Annotated in this window: 26 protein-coding genes; 22 read left to right on the top strand and 4 right to left on the bottom strand. The window is 60.3% G+C overall.

Translation table 11 applies throughout. The annotated features are described in order from the left end of the window. Positions 1–12 precede the first annotated feature (12 nt). The 21 genes from rplX to BLW55_RS02220 all read left to right on the top strand — a co-directional run bounded on the left by rplX (position 13) and on the right by BLW55_RS02220 (position 14858). Complete coding sequence (gene rplX / locus BLW55_RS02320; RefSeq protein WP_007009524.1) at positions 13–327, top strand: 50S ribosomal protein L24; 315 nt, start codon at positions 13–15, stop codon at positions 325–327. Further along, positions 320–877 carry a 50S ribosomal protein L5 gene (gene rplE / locus BLW55_RS02315; RefSeq protein WP_007009525.1) on the top strand — a complete coding sequence of 186 codons (558 nt, stop codon included), beginning with the start codon at positions 320–322 and terminating at the stop codon, positions 875–877. Before rplX ends, rplE begins: the two co-directional genes overlap by 8 nt. Positions 878–904: 27 nt before the next feature. Continuing rightward, the gene (gene rpsN, locus BLW55_RS02310) at positions 905–1210 is read left to right on the top strand and encodes a 30S ribosomal protein S14 (protein WP_007009526.1); all 306 of its coding nucleotides are present in this window, start codon (positions 905–907) and stop codon (positions 1208–1210) included. Positions 1211–1222: 12 nt separating this feature from the next. Beyond that, positions 1223–1621: a 30S ribosomal protein S8 gene (gene rpsH / locus BLW55_RS02305; protein WP_025030949.1), complete on the top strand. Its 399-nt coding sequence runs from the start codon at positions 1223–1225 to the stop codon at positions 1619–1621. Positions 1622–1659: 38 nt separating this feature from the next. Beyond that, positions 1660–2193 (top strand): 50S ribosomal protein L6, encoded by a 534-nt coding sequence (gene rplF, locus BLW55_RS02300; protein ID WP_007009529.1) that lies wholly within the window; start codon positions 1660–1662, stop codon positions 2191–2193. Between the two features lie 11 nt (positions 2194–2204). Further along, a complete protein-coding gene (rplR, locus tag BLW55_RS02295) occupies positions 2205–2564 on the top strand; it encodes a 50S ribosomal protein L18 (protein WP_007009530.1) in 360 nt (119 codons plus the stop codon). Positions 2565–2646: 82 nt separating this feature from the next. Continuing rightward, positions 2647–3204: a 30S ribosomal protein S5 gene (gene rpsE / locus BLW55_RS02290; RefSeq protein WP_007009531.1), complete on the top strand. Its 558-nt coding sequence runs from the start codon at positions 2647–2649 to the stop codon at positions 3202–3204. Between the two features lie 67 nt (positions 3205–3271). Further along, a complete protein-coding gene (rpmD, locus tag BLW55_RS02285; protein ID WP_007009532.1) occupies positions 3272–3472 on the top strand; it encodes a 50S ribosomal protein L30 in 201 nt (66 codons plus the stop codon). 19 nt (positions 3473–3491) lie between these two features. After that, on the top strand, positions 3492–3968 hold the full coding sequence (gene rplO, locus BLW55_RS02280) for a 50S ribosomal protein L15 (RefSeq protein WP_007009533.1): 477 nt from the start codon (positions 3492–3494) through the stop codon (positions 3966–3968). Positions 3969–4101: 133 nt separating this feature from the next. Then, on the top strand, positions 4102–5442 hold the full coding sequence (gene secY / locus BLW55_RS02275; protein ID WP_025030951.1) for a preprotein translocase subunit SecY: 1341 nt from the start codon (positions 4102–4104) through the stop codon (positions 5440–5442). Then, positions 5439–6023, top strand: a complete 585-nt coding sequence (locus tag BLW55_RS02270) for an adenylate kinase (protein WP_090326455.1) — start codon at positions 5439–5441, stop codon at positions 6021–6023. The genes secY and BLW55_RS02270 overlap by 4 nt, the downstream gene beginning before the upstream one ends. A 199-nt stretch (positions 6024–6222) precedes the next feature. Next, the gene (gene rpsM / locus BLW55_RS02265; protein WP_007009536.1) at positions 6223–6591 is read left to right on the top strand and encodes a 30S ribosomal protein S13; all 369 of its coding nucleotides are present in this window, start codon (positions 6223–6225) and stop codon (positions 6589–6591) included. A gap of 91 nt (positions 6592–6682) precedes the next feature. Beyond that, positions 6683–7072, top strand: coding sequence for a 30S ribosomal protein S11 (gene rpsK, locus BLW55_RS02260; protein ID WP_007009537.1), 390 nt, complete (start codon positions 6683–6685; stop codon positions 7070–7072). Between the two features lie 99 nt (positions 7073–7171). Next, positions 7172–8182 carry a DNA-directed RNA polymerase subunit alpha gene (locus tag BLW55_RS02255; RefSeq protein WP_007009538.1) on the top strand — a complete coding sequence of 337 codons (1011 nt, stop codon included), beginning with the start codon at positions 7172–7174 and terminating at the stop codon, positions 8180–8182. A 50-nt stretch (positions 8183–8232) separates the two neighbouring features. Beyond that, positions 8233–8664 carry a 50S ribosomal protein L17 gene (rplQ, locus tag BLW55_RS02250; RefSeq protein WP_007009539.1) on the top strand — a complete coding sequence of 144 codons (432 nt, stop codon included), beginning with the start codon at positions 8233–8235 and terminating at the stop codon, positions 8662–8664. Between the two features lie 174 nt (positions 8665–8838). Continuing rightward, positions 8839–10338 carry a DegQ family serine endoprotease gene (locus tag BLW55_RS02245; RefSeq protein WP_090326452.1) on the top strand — a complete coding sequence of 500 codons (1500 nt, stop codon included), beginning with the start codon at positions 8839–8841 and terminating at the stop codon, positions 10336–10338. A 22-nt stretch (positions 10339–10360) separates the two neighbouring features. Next, a complete protein-coding gene (locus tag BLW55_RS02240; RefSeq protein ID WP_025030953.1) occupies positions 10361–11674 on the top strand; it encodes a replication-associated recombination protein A in 1314 nt (437 codons plus the stop codon). A 46-nt stretch (positions 11675–11720) separates the two neighbouring features. Next, on the top strand, positions 11721–12098 hold the full coding sequence (gene crcB / locus BLW55_RS02235; RefSeq protein WP_090329864.1) for a fluoride efflux transporter CrcB: 378 nt from the start codon (positions 11721–11723) through the stop codon (positions 12096–12098). Between the two features lie 26 nt (positions 12099–12124). Then, on the top strand, positions 12125–13111 hold the full coding sequence (locus tag BLW55_RS02230; RefSeq protein WP_090329863.1) for an RluA family pseudouridine synthase: 987 nt from the start codon (positions 12125–12127) through the stop codon (positions 13109–13111). Further along, on the top strand, positions 13108–14034 hold the full coding sequence (locus BLW55_RS02225; protein WP_090326450.1) for a DMT family transporter: 927 nt from the start codon (positions 13108–13110) through the stop codon (positions 14032–14034). The genes BLW55_RS02230 and BLW55_RS02225 overlap by 4 nt, the downstream gene beginning before the upstream one ends. A 32-nt stretch (positions 14035–14066) precedes the next feature. Further along, the gene (locus tag BLW55_RS02220; RefSeq protein WP_090326447.1) at positions 14067–14858 is read left to right on the top strand and encodes an ATP12 family chaperone protein; all 792 of its coding nucleotides are present in this window, start codon (positions 14067–14069) and stop codon (positions 14856–14858) included. 30 nt (positions 14859–14888) lie between these two features. Here the strand turns inward: BLW55_RS02220 and BLW55_RS02215 are convergent, their stop codons facing one another. The 3 genes from BLW55_RS02215 to BLW55_RS02205 form a co-directional block, all read right to left on the bottom strand. Then, complete coding sequence (locus tag BLW55_RS02215) at positions 14889–15248, bottom strand: YggT family protein (RefSeq protein ID WP_090326445.1); 360 nt, start codon at positions 15246–15248, stop codon at positions 14889–14891. Between the two features lie 166 nt (positions 15249–15414). Further along, on the bottom strand, positions 15415–17226 hold the full coding sequence (locus BLW55_RS02210) for a sodium:solute symporter family protein (RefSeq protein WP_007009547.1): 1812 nt from the start codon (positions 17224–17226) through the stop codon (positions 15415–15417). Between the two features lie 12 nt (positions 17227–17238). Next, a complete protein-coding gene (locus tag BLW55_RS02205) occupies positions 17239–17508 on the bottom strand; it encodes a DUF4212 domain-containing protein (RefSeq protein ID WP_007009548.1) in 270 nt (89 codons plus the stop codon). Between the two features lie 156 nt (positions 17509–17664). Here BLW55_RS02205 and BLW55_RS02200 point away from each other — a divergent pair, with 156 nt between their 5' ends. Further along, the gene (locus BLW55_RS02200; RefSeq protein ID WP_090326442.1) at positions 17665–18327 is read left to right on the top strand and encodes a hypothetical protein; all 663 of its coding nucleotides are present in this window, start codon (positions 17665–17667) and stop codon (positions 18325–18327) included. A 53-nt stretch (positions 18328–18380) separates the two neighbouring features. On the opposite strand, the gene glnA is transcribed toward BLW55_RS02200, so the two are convergent. Then, the gene (glnA, locus tag BLW55_RS02195) at positions 18381–19790 is read right to left on the bottom strand and encodes a type I glutamate--ammonia ligase (RefSeq protein ID WP_007009551.1); all 1410 of its coding nucleotides are present in this window, start codon (positions 19788–19790) and stop codon (positions 18381–18383) included. Positions 19791–19840: the final 50 nt, after the last annotated feature.

Raw genomic sequence — 19840 nt, 5'->3', positions numbered from 1 at the left:
GAGGCCGGGGATATGCAGAAGATTAAAAAAGGCGACAATGTCGTCGTTCTCGCCGGCAAGGACAAGGGCCGTACCGGCGAAGTGGTGAAGGTGATGCCGAAGGAAGACAAGGCGCTCGTGCGCGGAGTCAACCTGGTTCGCCGCCATCAGAAGCAGTCCGCTCAGGCAGAGGGCGGCATCATTACGAAGGAAGCGCCAATCCACCTGTCGAACCTGGCGCTGGCTGATCCGAAGGACGGCAAGCCGACCCGTGTTGGCTTCAAGGTCCAGGAAGACGGCAAGAAGGTGCGCGTGGCGAAGCGCTCTGGAGAATTGATCGATGGCTAATGCTCAGTACCAGCCGCGCTGGAAGAAGAAGTATGACGAGGTGATCCGCAAGGAGCTCCTCGATACCTTCAAATATGACAATGCGATGCAGGTGCCGCGCATCGACAAGATCGTCATCAACATGGGTGTTGGTGAGGCGACGGGCGATTCCAAGAAGCCGACATCGGCTGCCGAGGACCTCGCAAGGATCGCCGGTCAGAAGCCGGTCATCACCCGTGCTTCGAAGTCGATCGCCGGCTTCAAGGTGCGCGAGGGCATGCCGCTCGGTGCCAAGGTGACGCTCCGCAAGGATCGCATGTATGAATTTCTGGACCGCCTCGTGACGATCGCGCTTCCGCGCGTCCGCGACTTTCGCGGCCTGAACCCGAAGAGCTTTGACGGACGTGGCAATTTCGCCATGGGCCTGAAGGAGCATATCGTGTTCCCCGAGATCAACTACGATCAGGTCGATCAGATCTGGGGAATGGACATCATCGTTTGTACGACTGCAAAGACCGACGACGAAGCGCGGGCCCTGCTCAAGGCCTTCAACTTCCCGTTCCGGCAGTAACGGCAGGCGAGAAGAAGGACACTTTAAATGGCAAAAGTCAGCGCAGTCGAAAAGAACAAGCGTCGGCGCAAGATGGTCGATCGCTATGCTGCCAAGCGTGCAGAGCTCAAGGCGATCGTCAAGGATCAGTCGAAGCCCATCGAGGAGCGCTTCCAGGCGCAGCTCAAGCTTGCTGCTCTCCCGCGCAACTCGTCCAAGACGCGTATCCGCAATCGTTGCGATGTGACCGGACGTCCGCGTGCGTACTACCGCAAGCTGAAGATGTCGCGCGTCGCGCTGCGTGAACTGGGCAATAACGGGCTCATCCCGGGCCTGGTCAAGTCGAGCTGGTAAGGGGTAAGAACGATGTCCGTGAATGATCCGCTCGGCGATATGCTGACCCGTATCCGCAACGCCATCGGCCGCAACAAGCCGAAGGTGTCTACCCCGGCTTCGCGTCTGCGCGCCCGTGTGCTCGATGTTCTGAAGTCCGAAGGCTATATCCGCGATTATAGCCAGATCGACTATGACAACGGCAAGTCCGAGATCGAAATCGAGCTCAAATACGCCGAAGGTGGCTCCGTCATCCGCGAGATCGCGCGTGTTTCGAAGCCGGGCCGTCGCGTATATGTGTCGGTGAAATCCATCCCGCAGGTCGCCAACGGTCTCGGTATCGCCATCCTTTCGACGCCCAAGGGCGTGATGGCCGATCATGAGGCGCGCGAACAGAATGTGGGTGGCGAGGTGCTCTGCCAGATCTTCTGATCCGGCAGACAGCGCACGCAAAGAACGAGGGCAGACAAATGTCTCGCATTGGCAAAAAGCCGGTCCCGGTTCCGCAGGGCGTCACCGCTCAGGTCGAGGGCCAGACCGTGACGGCCAAGGGGCCGAAGGGTGAGCTGAAGTTCGTCGTCAACGACGAGGTTCTGGTGAAGCTCGAAAATGACGCTATCGCTGTTGACCCGCGCGACCAGTCCAAGGACGCACGCTCCAAGTGGGGTATGTCGCGCACGCAGATCGCCAACATTCTTCAGGGTGTGAAGGATGGTTTCGAGAAGCGTCTTGAGATTAACGGCGTTGGTTATCGTGCCGCGATGCAGGGTAAAAACCTGCAGCTTTCGCTTGGCTACAGCCACGAAGTGATTTACGAGGCTCCGGAAGGAATCAGCATCAGCTGCCCGAAGCCGACGGAAATCGTGATCGCCGGCATCGACAAGCAGGTAGTTGGTCAAGTTGCGGCCGAGATTCGCAAGAAGCGTGGCCCCGAGCCGTATAAGGGCAAGGGCGTCAAATATGCGGACGAGACGATCGTTCGCAAAGAAGGCAAGAAGAAGTAGGAACCCGAACCATGGTCTCGAAAGTCTCCGTCAAGCGACGTGCGGGACGTGTTCGCCGGAAGATCAAGGCGGTCTCCAATGGCCAGCCCCGTCTTTCGGTCTACCGTTCCTCCAAGAACATCTATGTCCAGGTTATCGACGACGCCAAGGGCCACACGCTCGCGGCCGCGTCGACCCTCGACAAGGATCTCAAGGGCCAGATCAAGACCGGTGCCGATTCCGCTGCTGCTGCAGCCGTTGGCAAGCTGGTTGCCGAGAGGGCCAAGAAGGCAGGCGTAGAGGAAGTGGTCTTCGACCGTGGTCCTTACCTCTTCCACGGTCGCGTCAAGGCACTTGCCGACGCAGCCCGCGAAGGTGGCCTGAAGTTCTAAACCGTTCGGGCGTTCCCTGAAAGGAGCGCCCGGATCATCATTATCAACCCCGTGCTTCCGGAAAAGAACAAGGAAAAGGGCAATGGCACAAGGACGTAGGGACGATCGCCGCGAGCGCGAAGAGCGCGACAGCGAATTCGTCGACAAGCTTGTACATATCAATCGCGTCGCCAAGGTGGTGAAGGGCGGCCGTCGTTTCGGCTTCGCCGCACTCGTCGTGGTCGGCGATCAGAAGGGTCGCGTCGGCTTCGGTCACGGCAAGGCACGCGAAGTGCCGGAGGCCATCCGCAAGGCCACCGAGAGCGCCAAGCGCGACATGGTTTTCGTTCCGCTGCGTGGCGGCCGTACGCTGCATCACGACGTTTCGGGACGTCATGGCGCCGGCCGTGTTCTCCTGCGTGCTGCAAAGCCCGGTACCGGCATCATCGCCGGTGGCCCGATGCGCGCGGTTTTCGAGACGCTCGGCGTTCAGGACGTGGTGGCGAAGTCGCTCGGCTCCTCGAACCCCTACAACATGGTTCGTGCCACTTTCGATGCCCTGAAGCATCAGTTGCATCCCAAGGACGTTGCTGCACAGCGCGGCATTAAATATTCCACGCTCCAGGCGCGCCGCGGCGCTGCTGCAGGCGGCGAGGAATAAGGATCACGGCAGATCGGCCCGTCTCTCTGACGGGCTTTGATCGCCAGGTTTGCAAGGATTGATGAACATGGCAGAGAAAAAGAAGGGCAAGACGGTCACCGTTGAACAGATCGGCAGCCCGATCCGCCGCCCGGCCAGCCAGCGCCAGACGCTGATCGGCCTTGGTTTGAACAAGATGCACCGCCGTTCCACGCTTGAGGACACCCCGTCCGTGCGCGGCATGATCGCGTCGGTGCAGCATCTCGTCCGCGTCGTGGACGAGGCCTGAGGATCCCAGGAGCGATATTATGAAACTGAATGAACTCAGGGATAATGAAGGCGCCACCAAGTCGCGCAAGCGTGTTGGTCGTGGCATTGGCTCCGGTACCGGCAAGACCGGTGGCCGCGGCGTGAAGGGTCAGAAGTCACGCTCGGGCGTGTCCATCAACGGCTTCGAGGGTGGTCAGATGCCGCTCTACCGTCGTCTGCCCAAGCGCGGCTTCAAGAACATCTTCGGCAATGACTTCAATGAAGTCTCGCTTGGACGTATCCAGGCTGCCATTGATGCGAAGAAGCTTGACGGCAAGGCCGTTATCGATGTGGCTGCACTGGTTTCTGCAGGCGTTCTGCGCCGCGCAAAGGACGGTGTTCGCGTACTCAGCGACGGGGACCTGAAGACAAAGGTCACGCTCGAAGTTGCCGGTGCCTCCAAGGCTGCCGTCGAGAAGATCGAGAAGGCCGGCGGAACGGTCAAACTGCTTGAAGCAGCGGCCAAGGCCGAGTAATCCGATCCACAGGCGGCGGGCGATTGTCCGCCGCTTGCATCTATGCCTGTCAGACCCTATTTCGGGTTTTCGACAACGTGTGCCCGTATCGATTCGATAATCTGCGGGGGCATGACGAAGCGGAGAATTCTTCATGGCATCGGCAGCGGAACAGCTTGCGTCCAACCTCAATTTCGCGGCCTTCGCGAAGGCCGAGGATCTCAAGAAACGCATCTGGTTCACGCTCGGCGCGTTGCTGGTTTACCGGCTCGGAACCTATATCCCGATGCCGGGCATCAACCCTGATGCCTTTGCGCAGGCCTTCCAGCAGCAGTCTGGCGGCGTCCTGGGCATGTTCAACATGTTTGCCGGCGGCGCAGTCGAGCGCATGGCGATTTTCGCGCTCGGCATTATGCCGTATATTTCCGCCTCCATCATCATGCAGCTCATGACGTCGGTCGTGCCGTCGCTCGAGCAGCTGAAGAAGGAAGGCGAGCAAGGCCGCAAGGTCATCAACCAGTACACGCGTTACGGCACGGTCATTCTTGCGACGGTTCAGGCTTATGGCATTGCCGTAGGCCTTGAAGGCGGCGCGAATATCGTTGCCGATCCGGGCTGGTTCTTCCGCATTTCCGCCGTCATCACGCTTGTCGGCGGCACCATGTTCCTGATGTGGCTCGGTGAGCAGATCACCGCTCGCGGCATCGGCAACGGCATTTCGCTCATCATTTTCTCGGGTATCGTGGCTGGTCTTCCGTCCGCCATTGGCGGCACGCTGGAGCTTGGCCGCACGGGCGCTCTGTCCACCGGACTGATCCTGGCAATCATCGTGCTGGTGGTTGCGGTGATTGGCGTGATCGTGTTCTTCGAGCGGGCCCAGCGCCGTCTTCTGATCCAGTATCCGAAGCGTCAGGTGGGCAACCGCATGTTCCAGGGCGATACCTCGCACCTGCCGCTCAAGCTCAACACCGCCGGTGTGATCCCGCCGATTTTCGCATCGTCGCTGCTCCTCCTGCCAGCGACTGTGGCGGGCTTCTCCGATACCACGCAGCTGCCCGGCTGGGCGTCGACCATGCTGGCCTCGCTTGGCCACGGTCAGCCGCTGTTCATGTTCCTCTATGCCGCGCTGATTGCATTCTTCGCGTTTTTCTACACGGCCATCGTGTTCAACCCGAAGGACACGGCCGATCAGTTGAAGAAGCATTCCGGCTTCATTCCGGGCTATCGTCCTGGTGAGCGCACGGCAGAGTACATTGACTATGTTCTGACGCGCATCACGGTGATCGGTGCAATCTATCTTGTTCTGATCTGTCTGCTGCCCGAGTTCCTGATTTCGGCGACCGGCGTTCCCTTCTATCTCGGCGGCACGTCGCTGCTGATCGTGGTGAGCGTCACGCTCGACACGGTTGCGCAGATGCAGGGTCACCTCATTGCCCATCAGTATGAGGGGCTGATCAAGAAATCCAAATTGCGTGGGGGTAAGAGGGGACGATGAGGCTTATACTTCTTGGACCGCCGGGGGCGGGCAAGGGCACGCAGGCCCAGCGGCTGGTCGAGAAGCACGGTGTTCCGCAGCTCTCCACTGGTGATATGTTGCGGGCCGCAGTTGCGGCTGGGACGGAAGTAGGAAAGCGCGCGAAGGCTGTCATGGACGCCGGCGAGCTGGTGTCCGATGAAATCGTTAACGCGATTGTTGCCGAACGTATCGATCAGTCCGACTGTGCGAACGGTTTTATTCTCGACGGATATCCGCGCACTCTTGCGCAGGCTGATGCTGTTGAGGCGATGCTGGCCGAGCGCGAGGTCAAGCTTGACGCGACCATTGAGCTTGTTGTCGATGACGCGGCTCTGGTAGGACGCATCGAAAAGCGCGCTCAGGATGCGATCGCTGCCGGTCAGACACCGCGCAAGGATGATAATGCCGCAGTCTTCGACGAGCGGTTGCGCGAATATTACAAGAAGACCGCAGCGCTGATCGGCTACTACCATGCCAAGGGGTTTCTGCGGCGCGTCGATGGAATGAAGTCCATCGACGAGGTGACGGCGGAGATCGAGCAGGTCCTCGCGTCACTTTGAGCCGGCGCATTCTCCGGCGGTGCTTGACTGTGTGGCGTTTATCGATTAATGCCACTCGGTCTCCTGATCGAACGAGTCGTTGGTCGGGCCGTCAGGCTCGGCCTTCTTGTTTGTAGGAACAATCATCTCCCGCAAGGGCCGGCCTCCACCGGACGCGGGCAAACGAAGCGCCGGGAAACCGGCTCACATGGAGAAGAAGATGGCCCGTATTGCAGGCGTCAATATTCCGACCAACAAGCGCGTCGTGATCGCGCTCCAGTATATTCACGGCATTGGTCCGAAGACCGCCGGGGATATCGTCAAGCAGGTCAACATTCCGCTGGAGCGCCGCGTCAGCGAGCTCACAGATGCCGAGATCCTCGCCATCCGCGAAACGATCGACCGCGATCTGCGCGTTGAGGGTGATCTTCGCCGCGAAGTTTCGATGAACATCAAGCGTCTGATGGACCTGGGCTGCTACCGCGGCCTGCGTCACCGTCGTTCGCTTCCGGTTCGCGGTCAGCGCACGCACACCAATGCGCGCACCCGCAAGGGCCCTGCCAAGGCAATCGCCGGCAAGAAGAAGTAATTTGGGTTGGCCGCGCTTCCAGGAAGCGCGGCTTTTCTCAGGTGGAGCCGCTGGTGCTACGGCGGTGTAGAGATCGACTGAAAGGAAAAGTATGGCCAAGGAAGCCGCACGCGTTCGTCGTCGCGAACGTAAGAACATCTCGTCGGGTGTTGCTCACGTTAATTCGAGCTTCAACAACACGATGATCACCATCACTGACGCACAGGGCAACGCGATTGCCTGGTCGTCTGCCGGCGCGCAGGGCTTCAAGGGCTCGCGTAAGTCCACGCCTTTCGCGGCACAGGTTGCTGCCGAGGATTGCGCCCGCAAGGCTGCCGAGCACGGCATGCGCACGCTCGAGGTTGAGGTTTCCGGTCCGGGTTCGGGTCGTGAGTCCGCGCTTCGCGCATTGCAGGCTGCCGGCTTCACCATTACCTCGATCCGTGATGTGACGCCGATCCCGCACAATGGCTGCCGCCCGCGCAAGAAGCGCCGCGTCTAACCAGAGTTTTGTCGCCGCATGAGCGCTACGGCGCTCCTCTACGGTTTCCAGAGCGCCCGTCACGAATGGATGGTGGCGGGGTAACGGAAGGAACCCGGAATGATCCAGAAGAACTGGCAAGAGCTTATCAAGCCGAACAAGGTCGAGTTTTCGTCCAAGGGCCGCACCGTCACCACGCTGGTGGCCGAGCCTCTTGAGCGTGGCTTCGGTCTGACGCTCGGCAATGCACTGCGTCGTGTGCTCCTGTCGTCGCTTCGCGGCGCGGCCGTGACCGCGGTGCAGATCGACGGCGTGCTGCACGAATTCTCGTCGATCCCCGGCGTGCGTGAAGATGTGACGGACATCGTCCTGAACATCAAGGAAATCGCGCTCTCCATGGAAGGCGAAGGCCCCAAGCGCATGGTTGTGCGCAAGCAGGGACCCGGCGCCGTGACGGCTGGCGACATCCAGACCGTGGGCGATGTGGAAGTTCTTAACCCCGACCATGTGCTCTGCACGCTGGACGAGGGTGCGGAAATCCGCATGGAGTTCACCGTCGACAATGGCAAGGGCTATGTCCCGGCTGACCGCAACCGTGCAGAAGATGCGCCGATCGGGCTTATCCCGGTCGACAGCCTCTACTCGCCGGTCAAGAAGGTCTCCTACAAGGTCGAAAACACCCGCGAGGGCCAGGTTCTCGACTACGACAAGCTGACCATGACCCTTGAGACCAACGGTTCGGTGACGGGCGAGGACGCGGTGGCTTTTGCCGCACGCATCCTGCAGGACCAGCTTGCGCTGTTTGTCAACTTCGAAGAGCCGCAGAAGGAGCAGCCCGCCGAACAGGTGGCCGAGCTCGCTTTCAACCCGGCGCTTCTCAAGAAGGTGGACGAGCTGGAGCTTTCGGTTCGCTCTGCAAACTGCCTGAAGAACGACAACATCGTTTACATCGGCGACCTGATCCAGAAGACGGAAGCCGAGATGCTGCGCACGCCGAACTTCGGCCGCAAGTCGCTCAACGAAATCAAGGAAGTGCTGGCCTCGATGGGGCTCCACCTCGGCATGGAAGTCGAGGATTGGCCGCCGGAAAACATCGAAGAACTCGCCAAGCGTTACGAAGACCAATACTAGGCCCGTAGAGCCCGCCAAGTCCGGGCGACGGGGATTGAAGGAGAAAGGCCATGCGTCACGGAAAATCCGGCCGCAAGCTGAACAGGACGGCAAGCCACCGCAAGGCGCTCTTTGCCAACATGGCGGCTTCGCTGATCGAACACGAACAGATCGTCACCACTCTGCCGAAGGCGAAGGAACTTCGCCCGATCGTGGAAAAGCTGGTGACGCTCGGCAAGCGCGGCGACCTGCACGCCCGTCGTCAGGCCATCTCGGCCATCCGCGACGAGAGCCTTGTCAAGCGCCTGTTCGACACGCTCGCTCCGCGCTACGCAGAGCGCAATGGCGGCTACACCCGCATCATGAAGGCCGGCTTCCGCCACGGCGACAATGCGCCGATGGCCGTCATTGAGTTCGTTGACCGCGATGTCGAGGCGAAGGGTGCTGCCGACCGTGCGCGTCTCGAAGCCGAGGGCGGCAACGAAGAGGCCGAAGCCGCATAATTTTGCGCGCCTTGAGCACACTTGAAAAAAGGGGCTTCGTGGCCCCTTTTTTGTTGCGCAAAATCGCGGCTTTGACGGGCTCGCGCCTTTCAATATGCACAATGCTCTGAGAAAACCGGCTTGGGTCTTCACACGATCACCTGCATTCTCCCAAAACGGATAGAGGCAAGGCATATGCGGATGCGTTCTGTTTTCTCAAGGGTAGCTCTTCTTGTGTTTGCTGCTGTGGTTGTCGCCACTGGCTCGGTTCTTGCACAGGAAGGCGGGAGCGGGACCCTGCGGGGATTTCTCTCTGATCTTCTGAAAGGAGACGGGCAGAAGCAGCTTGTCGCGCCGCAGCGCGATGCGGCAGAACGTCGTGTGCCGTTCGGGCAGGGGGAGCTTCAGCTTTCCTTCGCACCGCTCGTCAAGGAAACATCGCCGGCCGTGGTGAATGTCTATGCCTCGTCGACCGTTCAGGTGCGCTCGCCCTTCATGGGCGACCCCTTCTTCGAGCAGTTTTTCGGGCGTCCGCAAATGCCGCCCCGTGTACGCTCTTCACTCGGTTCCGGCGTGCTTGTCGACCCGAGCGGTGTGATCGTCACCAACAACCACGTCATCAGCGATGCCGACGAGGTGAAGATTGCACTGGCGGATGGGCGTGAATTCGAGAGCGAGATACTGCTGAAGGACAAGGCTCTTGATTTGGCAGTGTTGAAGATCTCTGGCGATGACGCGTTTCCCGCTGTCGGACTGGGCAACTCAGACAGTCTCGAAGTGGGCGATCTGGTGCTTGCCATCGGCAATCCGTTCGGCGTGGGCCAGACCACAACGAGTGGCATCGTTTCAGCACTCGCGCGCAGCCATGTCGGTGTGTCGGATTTCGGTTTCTTCATCCAGACGGATGCGGCGATCAACCCGGGCAATTCCGGCGGTGCGCTGATCGACATGCGCGGCCAGGTAATCGGCATCAACACGGCCATTGTCAGCCGCAGCGGCGGCTCCATCGGCATTGGATTCGCCATTCCCGCCAACATGGTGCGGGCGGTGGTCAATGCCGCGCTTTCCGGCGCCGATACGTTCGAACGGCCGTTTTTCGGCGCTTCGTTTGACCCGGTAACCGCTCAGATCGCCGAGGCACTGGGCATGGAGCGTCCCGTTGGAGCTCTCGTGCGCGAGATTGCGCCCGATAGTCCTGCCGAGCGTGCCGGCCTGCGCCCGGGTGACGCGGTGGTGGCCATGGACGGCGCAGACATTCAGCATCCCGATGCGCTCGAATATCGCCTTGTTACGCATCCGCTCGAAGAGACGGGCGTGATCAGGGTGCTGCGCGACGGGACGACGCTCGAGTTGAGCTTTGAACTCGAAAGGCTCTCCGATGGTGAGGAGGCGAAGCCTGTCACGCTGGACGGGCGCGGCCCATTTGCCGGTGCTGCGATCGCCACGCTCGCTCCGCGCCTGGCCCAGCGCCTAAAGCTGCCGTTGAACAAGAAAGGCGTCGTTGTGCTGGAGGTCGACCGGCGCTCGCCCGCAGCCAGTGTGGGTCTGCGGCCGGGTGACATCATCCGCGAGATCAACGGCATCGAAATCGAGGACAGCGAAACGATGCAGATCGTGGCCCGGGATACCGGGCGCCGCTGGGACTTTGCCGTTGAGCGGGATGGACGCATATTGCGTCAACGTCTGCGCTTTTGAGTTTGGATTCGATGAATGACCGATGAGTGATCTGTTCGCCACTGCCGAAGATAGCGGCTCGAATGTGAGCCGTCCGCTTGCCGACCGGCTGCGCCCGAAAAAGCTCGATGAAGTGGTGGGGCAGGAGCATCTGACCGGTGATGATGGTGTGCTTACCCGCATGATCGCGAGCCGCTCACTCGGCTCGCTCATCTTCTGGGGGCCGCCCGGCACCGGCAAGACCACGGTTGCTCGTCTCCTTGCCGGTGAGACAGAGCTGGCCTTTGAGCAGATATCGGCGATTTTCTCAGGCGTTGCCGATCTCAAAAAGGTTTTCGAGGCAGCGCGGCTCCGGCGCAGCCAGGGCAGGCAGACGCTGCTCTTCGTGGACGAAATCCATCGTTTCAACCGTTCACAGCAGGATTCCTTCCTGCCGGTGATGGAAGACGGCACCGTGGTTCTCGTCGGGGCGACGACTGAAAACCCATCCTTTGAGCTCAACGCTGCTCTTCTGTCGCGTGCGCGTGTGCTCAACTTCAACACGCTTGGACCAGAAAGCCTCATGCGGCTTCTTGAGCGTGCGGAGGCACTGGAAGAAAAGCCCCTGCCGCTGGACGAGGAAGCGCGGGCCGTGCTTGTGCGCATGGCTGATGGTGATGGACGCGCCTCTCTGACCCTTGCCGAAGAGGTCTGGCGCGCCGCCCGCGAAGGCGAGGTGTTCGATGCCGAGGGGCTGCAGCGTGTCGCCCAACGCCGCGCGCCTGTCTATGACAAGGGCCAGGATGGGCACTACAATCTCATCTCGGCGCTGCACAAATCCGTGCGCGGTTCCGATCCCGATGCCGCGCTTTATTATCTGTGCCGCATGTTCGATGCGGGCGAGCACCCGCTCTACATCGGTCGCCGGCTCGTGCGCATGGCCGTGGAAGACATCGGCCTTGCCGACCCGCAGGCCCTTGGCATCGCCAATGCAGCCAAGGATGCCTACGAATATCTCGGTTCACCGGAAGGGGAACTGGCCCTCGCGCAGGCCTGCGTCTATCTGGCGACCGCGCCCAAGTCGAACGGCGTTTACACGGCCTTCAAGCAGGCCTTTGCCGATGCAAAGGCAAATGGGTCCCTGCTGCCGCCCAAGCACATCCTCAACGCACCAACCAAGCTCATGAAGGAGACCGGCTACGGTGCCGGTTATGCCTATGATCACGACCAGCCGGACGCGTTCTCCGGGCAAAACTACTTTCCTGAAGAGATGGGGCGCCGGCACTACTACGATCCGCCCGAACGGGGTTTTGAACGCGAGATTCGCAAGCGGCTCGACTATTGGACGCGGCTGCGCAAAGAGCGGGGAGAGCCGTGATGTCGAGGGTTGTTGATTTTTGCGCAGCTTCTGCGAAAAGGGCGCCATGAACCATCTGCTGATCGTTGCCGCCGGAGGGGCAGTCGGCGCGAGCCTAAGACACCTGACCGGCCTTGCTGCCATGCGCCTTCTGGGGATCGGCTTTCCGTGGGGAACGCTGACGGTCAATCTCGTCGGGTCTTTCATCATGGGCGTGTTTGTCGAATGGCTGGCCCGGCGCGCGGGGGCTACGCCGGAGTTGAGGCTTTTCGCGGCAACGGGGCTGCTTGGCGGGTTCACGACCTTCTCCGCCTTTTCGCTCGATGTTGCCGTTTTATGGGAAAGAGGCGAGGGCCTGTTGGCCGCGTCCTATGTACTTGTCAGCGTTTGCGGTGCGATTGCAGCGCTGTTCGCCGGCCTTTATCTGGTTCGGCATTTCGCCTGAGGCGATGTTTTTAATGGATGGGTGAAATGGCCGGCGTACAGCAGATCGAAGTGGACAAGGACGAGAGCGGAATGCGGCTGGACCGGTGGTTCAAGGCCCATTTTCCCGGTCTCGGCTTCGGACATTTGCAGAAGCTCCTGCGCTCCGGGCAGATTCGTGTGAGCGGCAGCCGTGCCAAGGCCGATACTCGGCTTGAGCCCGGGCAGATGGTGCGCGTGCCGCCCCTCGATGTGGATCGCAAAGGGGACGGGCAGGCAACAGCGCACAGCCTGCGCAACACCGGCGATGGCGAAGCGCTGATGCAGATGCTGCTCTACGAAGACCCGAAAGTTTTCGTCTTCAACAAGCCGGCCGGTCTTGCCGTGCAGGGCGGCTCCGGTGTGAATCGGCACGTTGACGGTATGCTGGAAGCCCTGCGCAACAAGAAGGGTGAAAAGCCGCGCCTGGTGCATCGCCTCGACCGCGATACGTCGGGTGTCCTCGTGGTGGCGCGCACCCGTCAGGCGGCCATGCGGCTTGCCGAAGCGTTTCGCGCGCGCGACACGAAAAAGACCTACTGGGCACTGGTGAAGGGTGTTCCAAACAGGGACGAGGCGCGCATATCCACCTGGCTTGCCAAGGAGCAGACGCCAGACGGTGACCGGATGCGCGTGGTCAAGCATGGCGAGCCCGATTCCGATCACGCGGTTTCAAATTACCGGGTGGTGGAGCGGGCGGGTTCCGCTCTCTCCTGGCTCGAGATGGAACCCTACACAGGGCGCACCCACCAGCTTCGCGTTCATGCTGCCTATATCGGATGCCCGATCATCGGCGATCCGAAATATTTCGAAGCGGATCAGAACTGGGAGTTTCCAGGAGGGATCCAGAAACGGCTTCATCTGCATGCACGCCGCATCGTCATCCCGCATCCGGGTGGGGGCAGGATCGACGTGACCGCGCCGCTGCCGCCGCATATGCGCCAGAGCTGGAATCTTCTTGGCTTTGACGAAGCCTCCGCCGAGGATGGTGCATGACCACGCTTTCCGCCGACGCCACCTCAACCAGGCGTGATGCGATCGACGCCTTCGCTACCATTGTCATGCTTGGGCTGACCCTGACATGGGGCGTCAACCAGGTGGCGATCAAGCTGGCCAATATCGGCTTCAACCCGATGTTGTCCATGTTTCTGCGCTCGGCGGTGGCCACTCTGCTCGTCTTCCTTTGGTGCCGATACAGGGGCATTCGCCTGTTCGAGCGCGATGGCACGCTCTGGCCCGGGATTCTGGCGGGTCTCCTGTTCGGTCTGGAGTTCATTCTGGTCTTCTTCGGCCTCGATTACACATCGGCGGCACGCGGTGCCCTGATGCTCAACACGATGCCATTCTGGGTGCTCGTCGGCGGCCACTTCTTCCTTGGGGAGAAGATGTCAGCGCTCAGGTTCGGCGGGCTTCTGCTTGCTTTTGCCGGAGTGGTTCTTGTCTTCTCCGATAATCTCAGCCTGCCGGGACCGGATGCACTTTTCGGCGATGTCTTATGTCTTGTCGCAGGCATTGCCTGGGCTGCAACCATCGTCGTCATCAAGCAGTCCAGCCTGTCGAACGCAGGTGCGGAAAAGACGCTGCTTTATCAGCTCTCCGTTTCCGCGCTGCTTGCGATCCCCTTCATTCCCTTTGGAGGGCCGCTCTTGCGTGAAGTCAGCACCCTGGCGACGGGCGCGCTGGTGTTCCAGGCAGTGTTTGTCGTCTCGTTCACGTATCTTGTCTGGTTCTGGCTGATGCGGCGCTACCCGGCGTCGGGGCTGTCGAGTTTCACTTTTCTCACACCTGTTTTCGGCGTTCTGTCGGGAGGTCTCCTCCTGGGCGAACCCCTGACACTCAAAATCCTTCTGGCGCTTTGCCTGATCGTACTCGGACTTACCGTTGTCAATCGGCCTCGCCGCCGGGTGATTCCGGGTTAGCCAAATTGCAAACACACACTATATGAAGACCCATGCGTGACCTTCTGAACGATCTCGAAAGCGGAAAGACCCCGGCGGAGCTCGATCCCATCCGGCGGGCGCAGAGCGCCATCAGGAAACCGCTGCCAAAACGTTTTTACAAGGACGTTTCGGTGACGCCTGAGGAGGATGGTGGTTTTGCTGTCCGCCTCGATGGAAAGCCCGTGCGAACGCCCGGTGCAAGTGCAGTGCGCCTGCCAAATGAAGCGACAGCGCTTCTGTTGGCCGGCGAGTATCAGGCACAGGGTGAGCATATCGACCCTGCTTCCATGCCCGTGACGCGGCTCGTCAACACGGCGATAGACGGGGTTGCCGTTCACGCTCAGGCTGTCCTGGAAGATGTCCTGCGCTATGCCACGGGCGACCTCGTTTGCTACCGTGCGCCATCGCCGGAGCGTCTGGTGACACTGCAGGCCGAGGCTTGGGATCCGGTTCTGGACTGGGCGCAGCAGCATATGGGCGCGCATTTCGTGCTCGCCGAAGGGGTCATCCATGTGGAGCAGCCCCGCGAGGCTATCGCCGCGGTCAGCGCATATCTGCGCCAGAAGAATGAGCCATACCGTCTGGCCTGCCTGCATGTGATGACGACGCTGATGGGGTCTGCGCTGCTTGCACTGGCCGTAGAGGCTCAAGCGCTGGAGCCCCAGGCAGCGTGGAAAGCCGCTCATGTGGATGAGGACTGGAACATTTCGCTGTGGGGCGAAGACAGTGAAGCCGCGCAGCGGCGTTCTGCCCGCGAGCGCGACATGATGTCAGCGGCAACGCTGCTTTCTGCACTCAATTGAGCCGGTGCAGGGGCGTTACCGGCCCCTGTCTCAGTTGCCGCCGAACATCTGATAGAGAACGCCTGCGATCTCGCTTTCGAGCGGGAACGAAAGCATGCCCATGACCGAGTAGCCGAGCAGCCAGGGCATCAGATAGAACCGGATCATAAAGAAGAACCACGCCACATAGACCGGCACCAGCGGCTCCAGCAGGAAGCCCGGCGTCACGGGGCGGAAGAGTTTCAGGATCGGGTTCGTCACGCGTACGAAGAAGCGCATGAAGAAGAAGCTTGAATCTTCCGCCAGGAAAATGTTCATGGCCGCGCGCCCGATCAGCGTCCACATGATGACGCCAAGGATGTAGTCGAGCGCCAGCACCCAGAATGGAAATGCAGCCATTGTTTCGGGCATGGAGTGCCTCCCCGGACATGATTAGGGGGCGGGTTTTCCCGCCCCCGTTTTCGGAGCCTAGAGCATCGGACCGAAAAGCGGAATCCGGTTTTCGGGTTATCCCGGTGCTCCTTCAATCGTCTGGATTGCCATGCGCCTGCATGGGCGCATGGCGATCTGGCACAGGTCAGTGCTTGGCAGAAAGAATGGCCGGGCCTGTCGGCACACGGGTTTCTTCCACCATGCGCTGGATTTCTTCGTCCGGAGCGGGCGTCAGCAGGGTGACGACCACCATCGAGACCAGGCTAACGGCCATGCCTACTATGCCGAAGCGGAGATGGTCGATGCCGAACCATGGCGTTCCTCCGGTGTAGACGTAGTAGAGATAGAGGCTGCCTGCGGTGAACCCTGCTGCCATACCGGCAACCGCGCCGGCCCGGTTGGCCCGTTTCCACCACACACCGAGGGCGAGCGGGAAAAACAGACCGGAACAGGCGAAGCAGAATGCCCAGGCCACGGCACCGAGAATGCCGGTGAGCTGGAGAGACGCGATCAACGCGCCCAGCGCCCCGATGCCGACAAGCAGAACGCGCGCGACAATCAACCGGATGGCAGTGTCAGCCTTTGGATCGATGATCTTGTAATAGAGATCATGGCTGAGGGCGTTTGCGATGGCCAGGAGAAGGCCGTCCGCAGTAGACATGGCTGCCGCCATGCCGCCGGCTGCAACGAGACCGGAAATCACATAGGGCAGGCCCGCGATTTCAGGGGTGGCCAGAACGACGATGTCGGGCCGCATGAAGAACTCGTTGAGCTGCAGGATGCCGTCACCATTCTGATCCGCGATGGCGAGGAAGCCAACGCTTGCCCAGTTCTGGATCCATGCCAGTGAAGCCACTTCCTCGAACGGTTTGCCGATGATCGCCGTCGGCAGATTCGGATCGAGAAGCTGCAGCTTGGTGAGCGTGGCGAGGGCCGGGGCTGTGAAGTAAAGCAGGAAGATGAACAGCAGCGACCATGCGACCGACTTGCGCGCCGAACGAACGGTCGGCGTCGTGAAGTAGCGCATCAGGATGTGGGGCAGGGAAGCCGTGCCGCACATCATGCACAGAGCAAGTGTTATGAACTTCCACTCTGCATAGTCACCAACCGGACCTGTGTGCGGTGTGGTGAGCACCGAAAGGCCGGCAATGGCTTCCGCTGGCGGATTAAGCCCATACTGTGCCTCGAGCTGCGCCATGGTGGACGCCGCTTCGCCATAGGTGAAGTGCGGGATGATACCGAAGCCCTGTGCATTCGACATCCAGATGACCGGCACGAGATAGGCGATGATCAGCACGATGTACTGCGCCACCTGGGTCCAGGTGACGGCGCGCATGCCGCCCAGCATTGAGCAGAGCAGAATGCCCAGAAGTCCGAACCAGACGCCGTAGGAGAATGGAATGTGCAGGGCGCGCGCGGCAATCGTGCCCGTTGCGTTGATCTGCGCCGTCACATAGGTGAACGAAGCCACAACCAGAACGATTACGGCGCACAGGCGCGCAAGATTGCCGCCGTAACGTGTGCCGATGAAATCAGGCACCGTGTAGCAGCCGAACTTGCGCAGATAGGGCGCCATCAGCGAGTTGACGAGCACATAGCCGCCCGTCCAACCGACGATGAAGGCCATGTAGCCATAGCCGCCGAAATAGACACCGCCTGCAAGGGCAACGAAGGATGCGCCCGACATCCAGTCGGCCGCTGTTGCCATGCCGTTGTAGACGGCCGGCACCTGCCGCCCCGCCACATAATAGGCATCAACCTCCATGGTCCGCGACAGCCAGCCGATGAGGGCATAGATCGCGATGGTGAAGGCGACGAACAGAATGCCGATCGTGTCGGCGCCTACGCCAAGCTGTTCCAGAACCGCCATCAAGAGGATGAAGGCGAGGAAGCCACCGGTGTAGAGTGCGTACACCCGGCCGATATTGTCGATGAACCGTCCCTGTATCAAAGCCATGCCGGTTCCTCCCTATTCTTCTTCGCCGAAGCCGAATTCGTCGTCGATGGCATCCTGGCGCCAGTTCTGCACCCAGATGATGACGACAAAGGCGATGAGCGAACCCTGGGCGATCATGTAGTAGCCGAAGGGAAAGCCAAGAAACGTGAATTGATTGAGTGTCGAAACCATTGCTGGAATGACAAGTGCGAAGAACGCCCACAGGGCCAGAACCACGATTGTCAGGTTCCTGGTCTTGGCCCAGTAACGATCCCTCACATCATCTGCGTTATTAGCGGACATGGTGTCCTCCTCCCTAAGAACGTCAGCGACGAAAGTCGTTAACTGCCGCCATTGCGGTTCTACTGATTAGGAATCACAATGGCATGTCTCAAGCATTGGGCATCTTCTGATCAATGGAAATCGAGACATTGGTCGTATGACGGGAGGACGTGTCTTATGGGTGTTGCCTGGTCCAGGGGGATGGCATTCCTGCGTGAAGCTGCCGGGCGTCTCAGCCTGCGGCGGGACAACAGCGTAATTGACGATATCCCGTCCCTGTGCAGTTTCGTCGCGACACGTTCTTCATTCGTTGCCCAGAAGAAGCTTTACGGATACCTGAAAGCCCGCATGGGCACGCGCTATCCGTCTATGTTCGAAGACGACGTTTTCATCGGTTCCATCAACATTGCCAAGCTCCACGTTTTCGCGGCCTGCCTGTCTGACCTTACCATTCACGCGGTTGCAAAGGTCGGAGCCGAAGGCGCCCTGAGTCAGGACGAGGCGGGCGCGCTCGCCCGTCACTGCCATGCAGCGGGGCTGGCCCAAAACGCCGAGGCGCTGCCTGATGCGCAAATCGTGGAAGAGTGGCGGGAGCGATTTCACGATCGCATCGCCGATCTGCACTGGCAGAATGCGGCAACCAGTGGTGACTGTTTTGCGGAAAGTCCGAAGGCGCTGTTCAAATGGGCGCCGATTGCCGATGAACTGAAACGCTTCGACCGGGAAATTGTCGAAAACTCGATCCGCTTTGCCTTTGGCGAGGTGACGCGTGCATTTCGGGAACGTGCAGATCTCCCCGCTCTGGCGCGGGACTGGCAAAGCCGCGGCACCAGAGGCTGAAACAAAAAGGGCCCCGTCCGAAGACGGAGCCCCGATCGCCCCAACAGCTGCGATCAAACGGAGTAGTACATCTCGAACTCGACCGGGTGCGGCGTCATTTCGTAGCGCAGCACTTCCGCCATTTTCAGCTCGATATAGGCGTCGATCTGATCGTCGTCGAACACGCCGCCTGCCTTCAGGAAGCCGCGGTCTTTGTCGAGGCTCATGAGCGCTTCGCGCAGCGAGCCGCAGACGGTCGGCACCTTTTTCAGCTCCTTCGGCGGCAGGTCATAGAGATCCTTGTCCATGGCCTGGCCGGGATGGATCTTGTTCTTGATGCCGTCAAGGCCGGCCATCAGCATGGCGGCGAAGGCGAGGTAGGGGTTCGCGCCCGGATCGGGGAAGCGGACCTCGACACGCTTGGCTTTCGGCGAGGAGCCGAACGGGATGCGGCATGAAGCGGAGCGGTTGCGGGCCGAATAGGCAAGCAGAACCGGTGCTTCGAAGCCCGGAACCAGACGCTTGTAGGAATTGGTGATCGGGTTGGTGAAGGCGTTGATCGCCTTGGCGTGCTTGATGATGCCGCCGATATAGTAGAGGCAGTTCTCCGACAGGCCGGCGTATTCATTGCCGGCGAAGGTCGGCTTGCCTTCTTTCCAGATCGACTGGTGCACATGCATGCCCGAACCGTTGTCACCATAGACGGGCTTGGGCATGAAGGTTGCCGTCTTGCCGTAGGCATTGGCCACCTGGTGGACGCCATATTTGAACTTCTGGACACTGTCGGCGCTTTTCAGAAGCGTCTCGAACTTGATGCCCAGCTCATGCTGTGCCGCACCCACTTCGTGGTGGTGCTTTTCAACGATAACGCCCATTTCGGTCAGAACCGTCAGCATTTCGGAACGCATGTCCTGCGCAGAATCGATCGGCGGAACCGGGAAGTAACCGCCCTTTACGCGCGGACGGTGACCCAGATTCCCCGTTTCATAGTCCGCATCGTCATTGGTGGGAAGCTCGCTGGAATCGAGCTTGAAGCCGGTGTTGTACGGATCGGCCTTGTACTTCACGTCATCGAAGATGAAGAACTCCGGCTCGGGGCCGACGTAAACCGTGTCGCCGATGCCCTCGGACTTCAGGAATGCTTCCGCCTTCTTTGCCGTGCCGCGCGGGTCGCGATTGTAGGCCTCGCCCGAGATCGGATCGAGAATGTCGCAGAAAATCGCCATCGTCGACTGTGCGAAGAACGGGTCCATGTGAGCCGTGTCGGGCTCGGGCATCAGCACCATGTCGGACTCGTTGATGGCCTTCCAGCCGGCAATGGACGAGCCGTCGAACATGACGCCGTCGGCGAACATGTCCTCATCCACGGCGGAGACATCCATGGTGACGTGCTGCAGCTTGCCTTTGGGATCGGTGAAGCGCAGATCGACAAACTTCACGTCGTTTTCCTTGATCTGCTTCATGATGTCTTGTGCAGTGGTCATATTCGCCTTCCTATTTGCGATGGTCTTGCCTGATGATCCCGGAGGTTTTC

The sequence above is a fragment of the Nitratireductor aquibiodomus genome (genome assembly GCF_900105565.1).
GTDB lineage: Bacteria > Pseudomonadota > Alphaproteobacteria > Rhizobiales > Rhizobiaceae > Nitratireductor > Nitratireductor aquibiodomus.
This window is presented reverse-complemented; position numbering and strand designations above follow the sequence as displayed.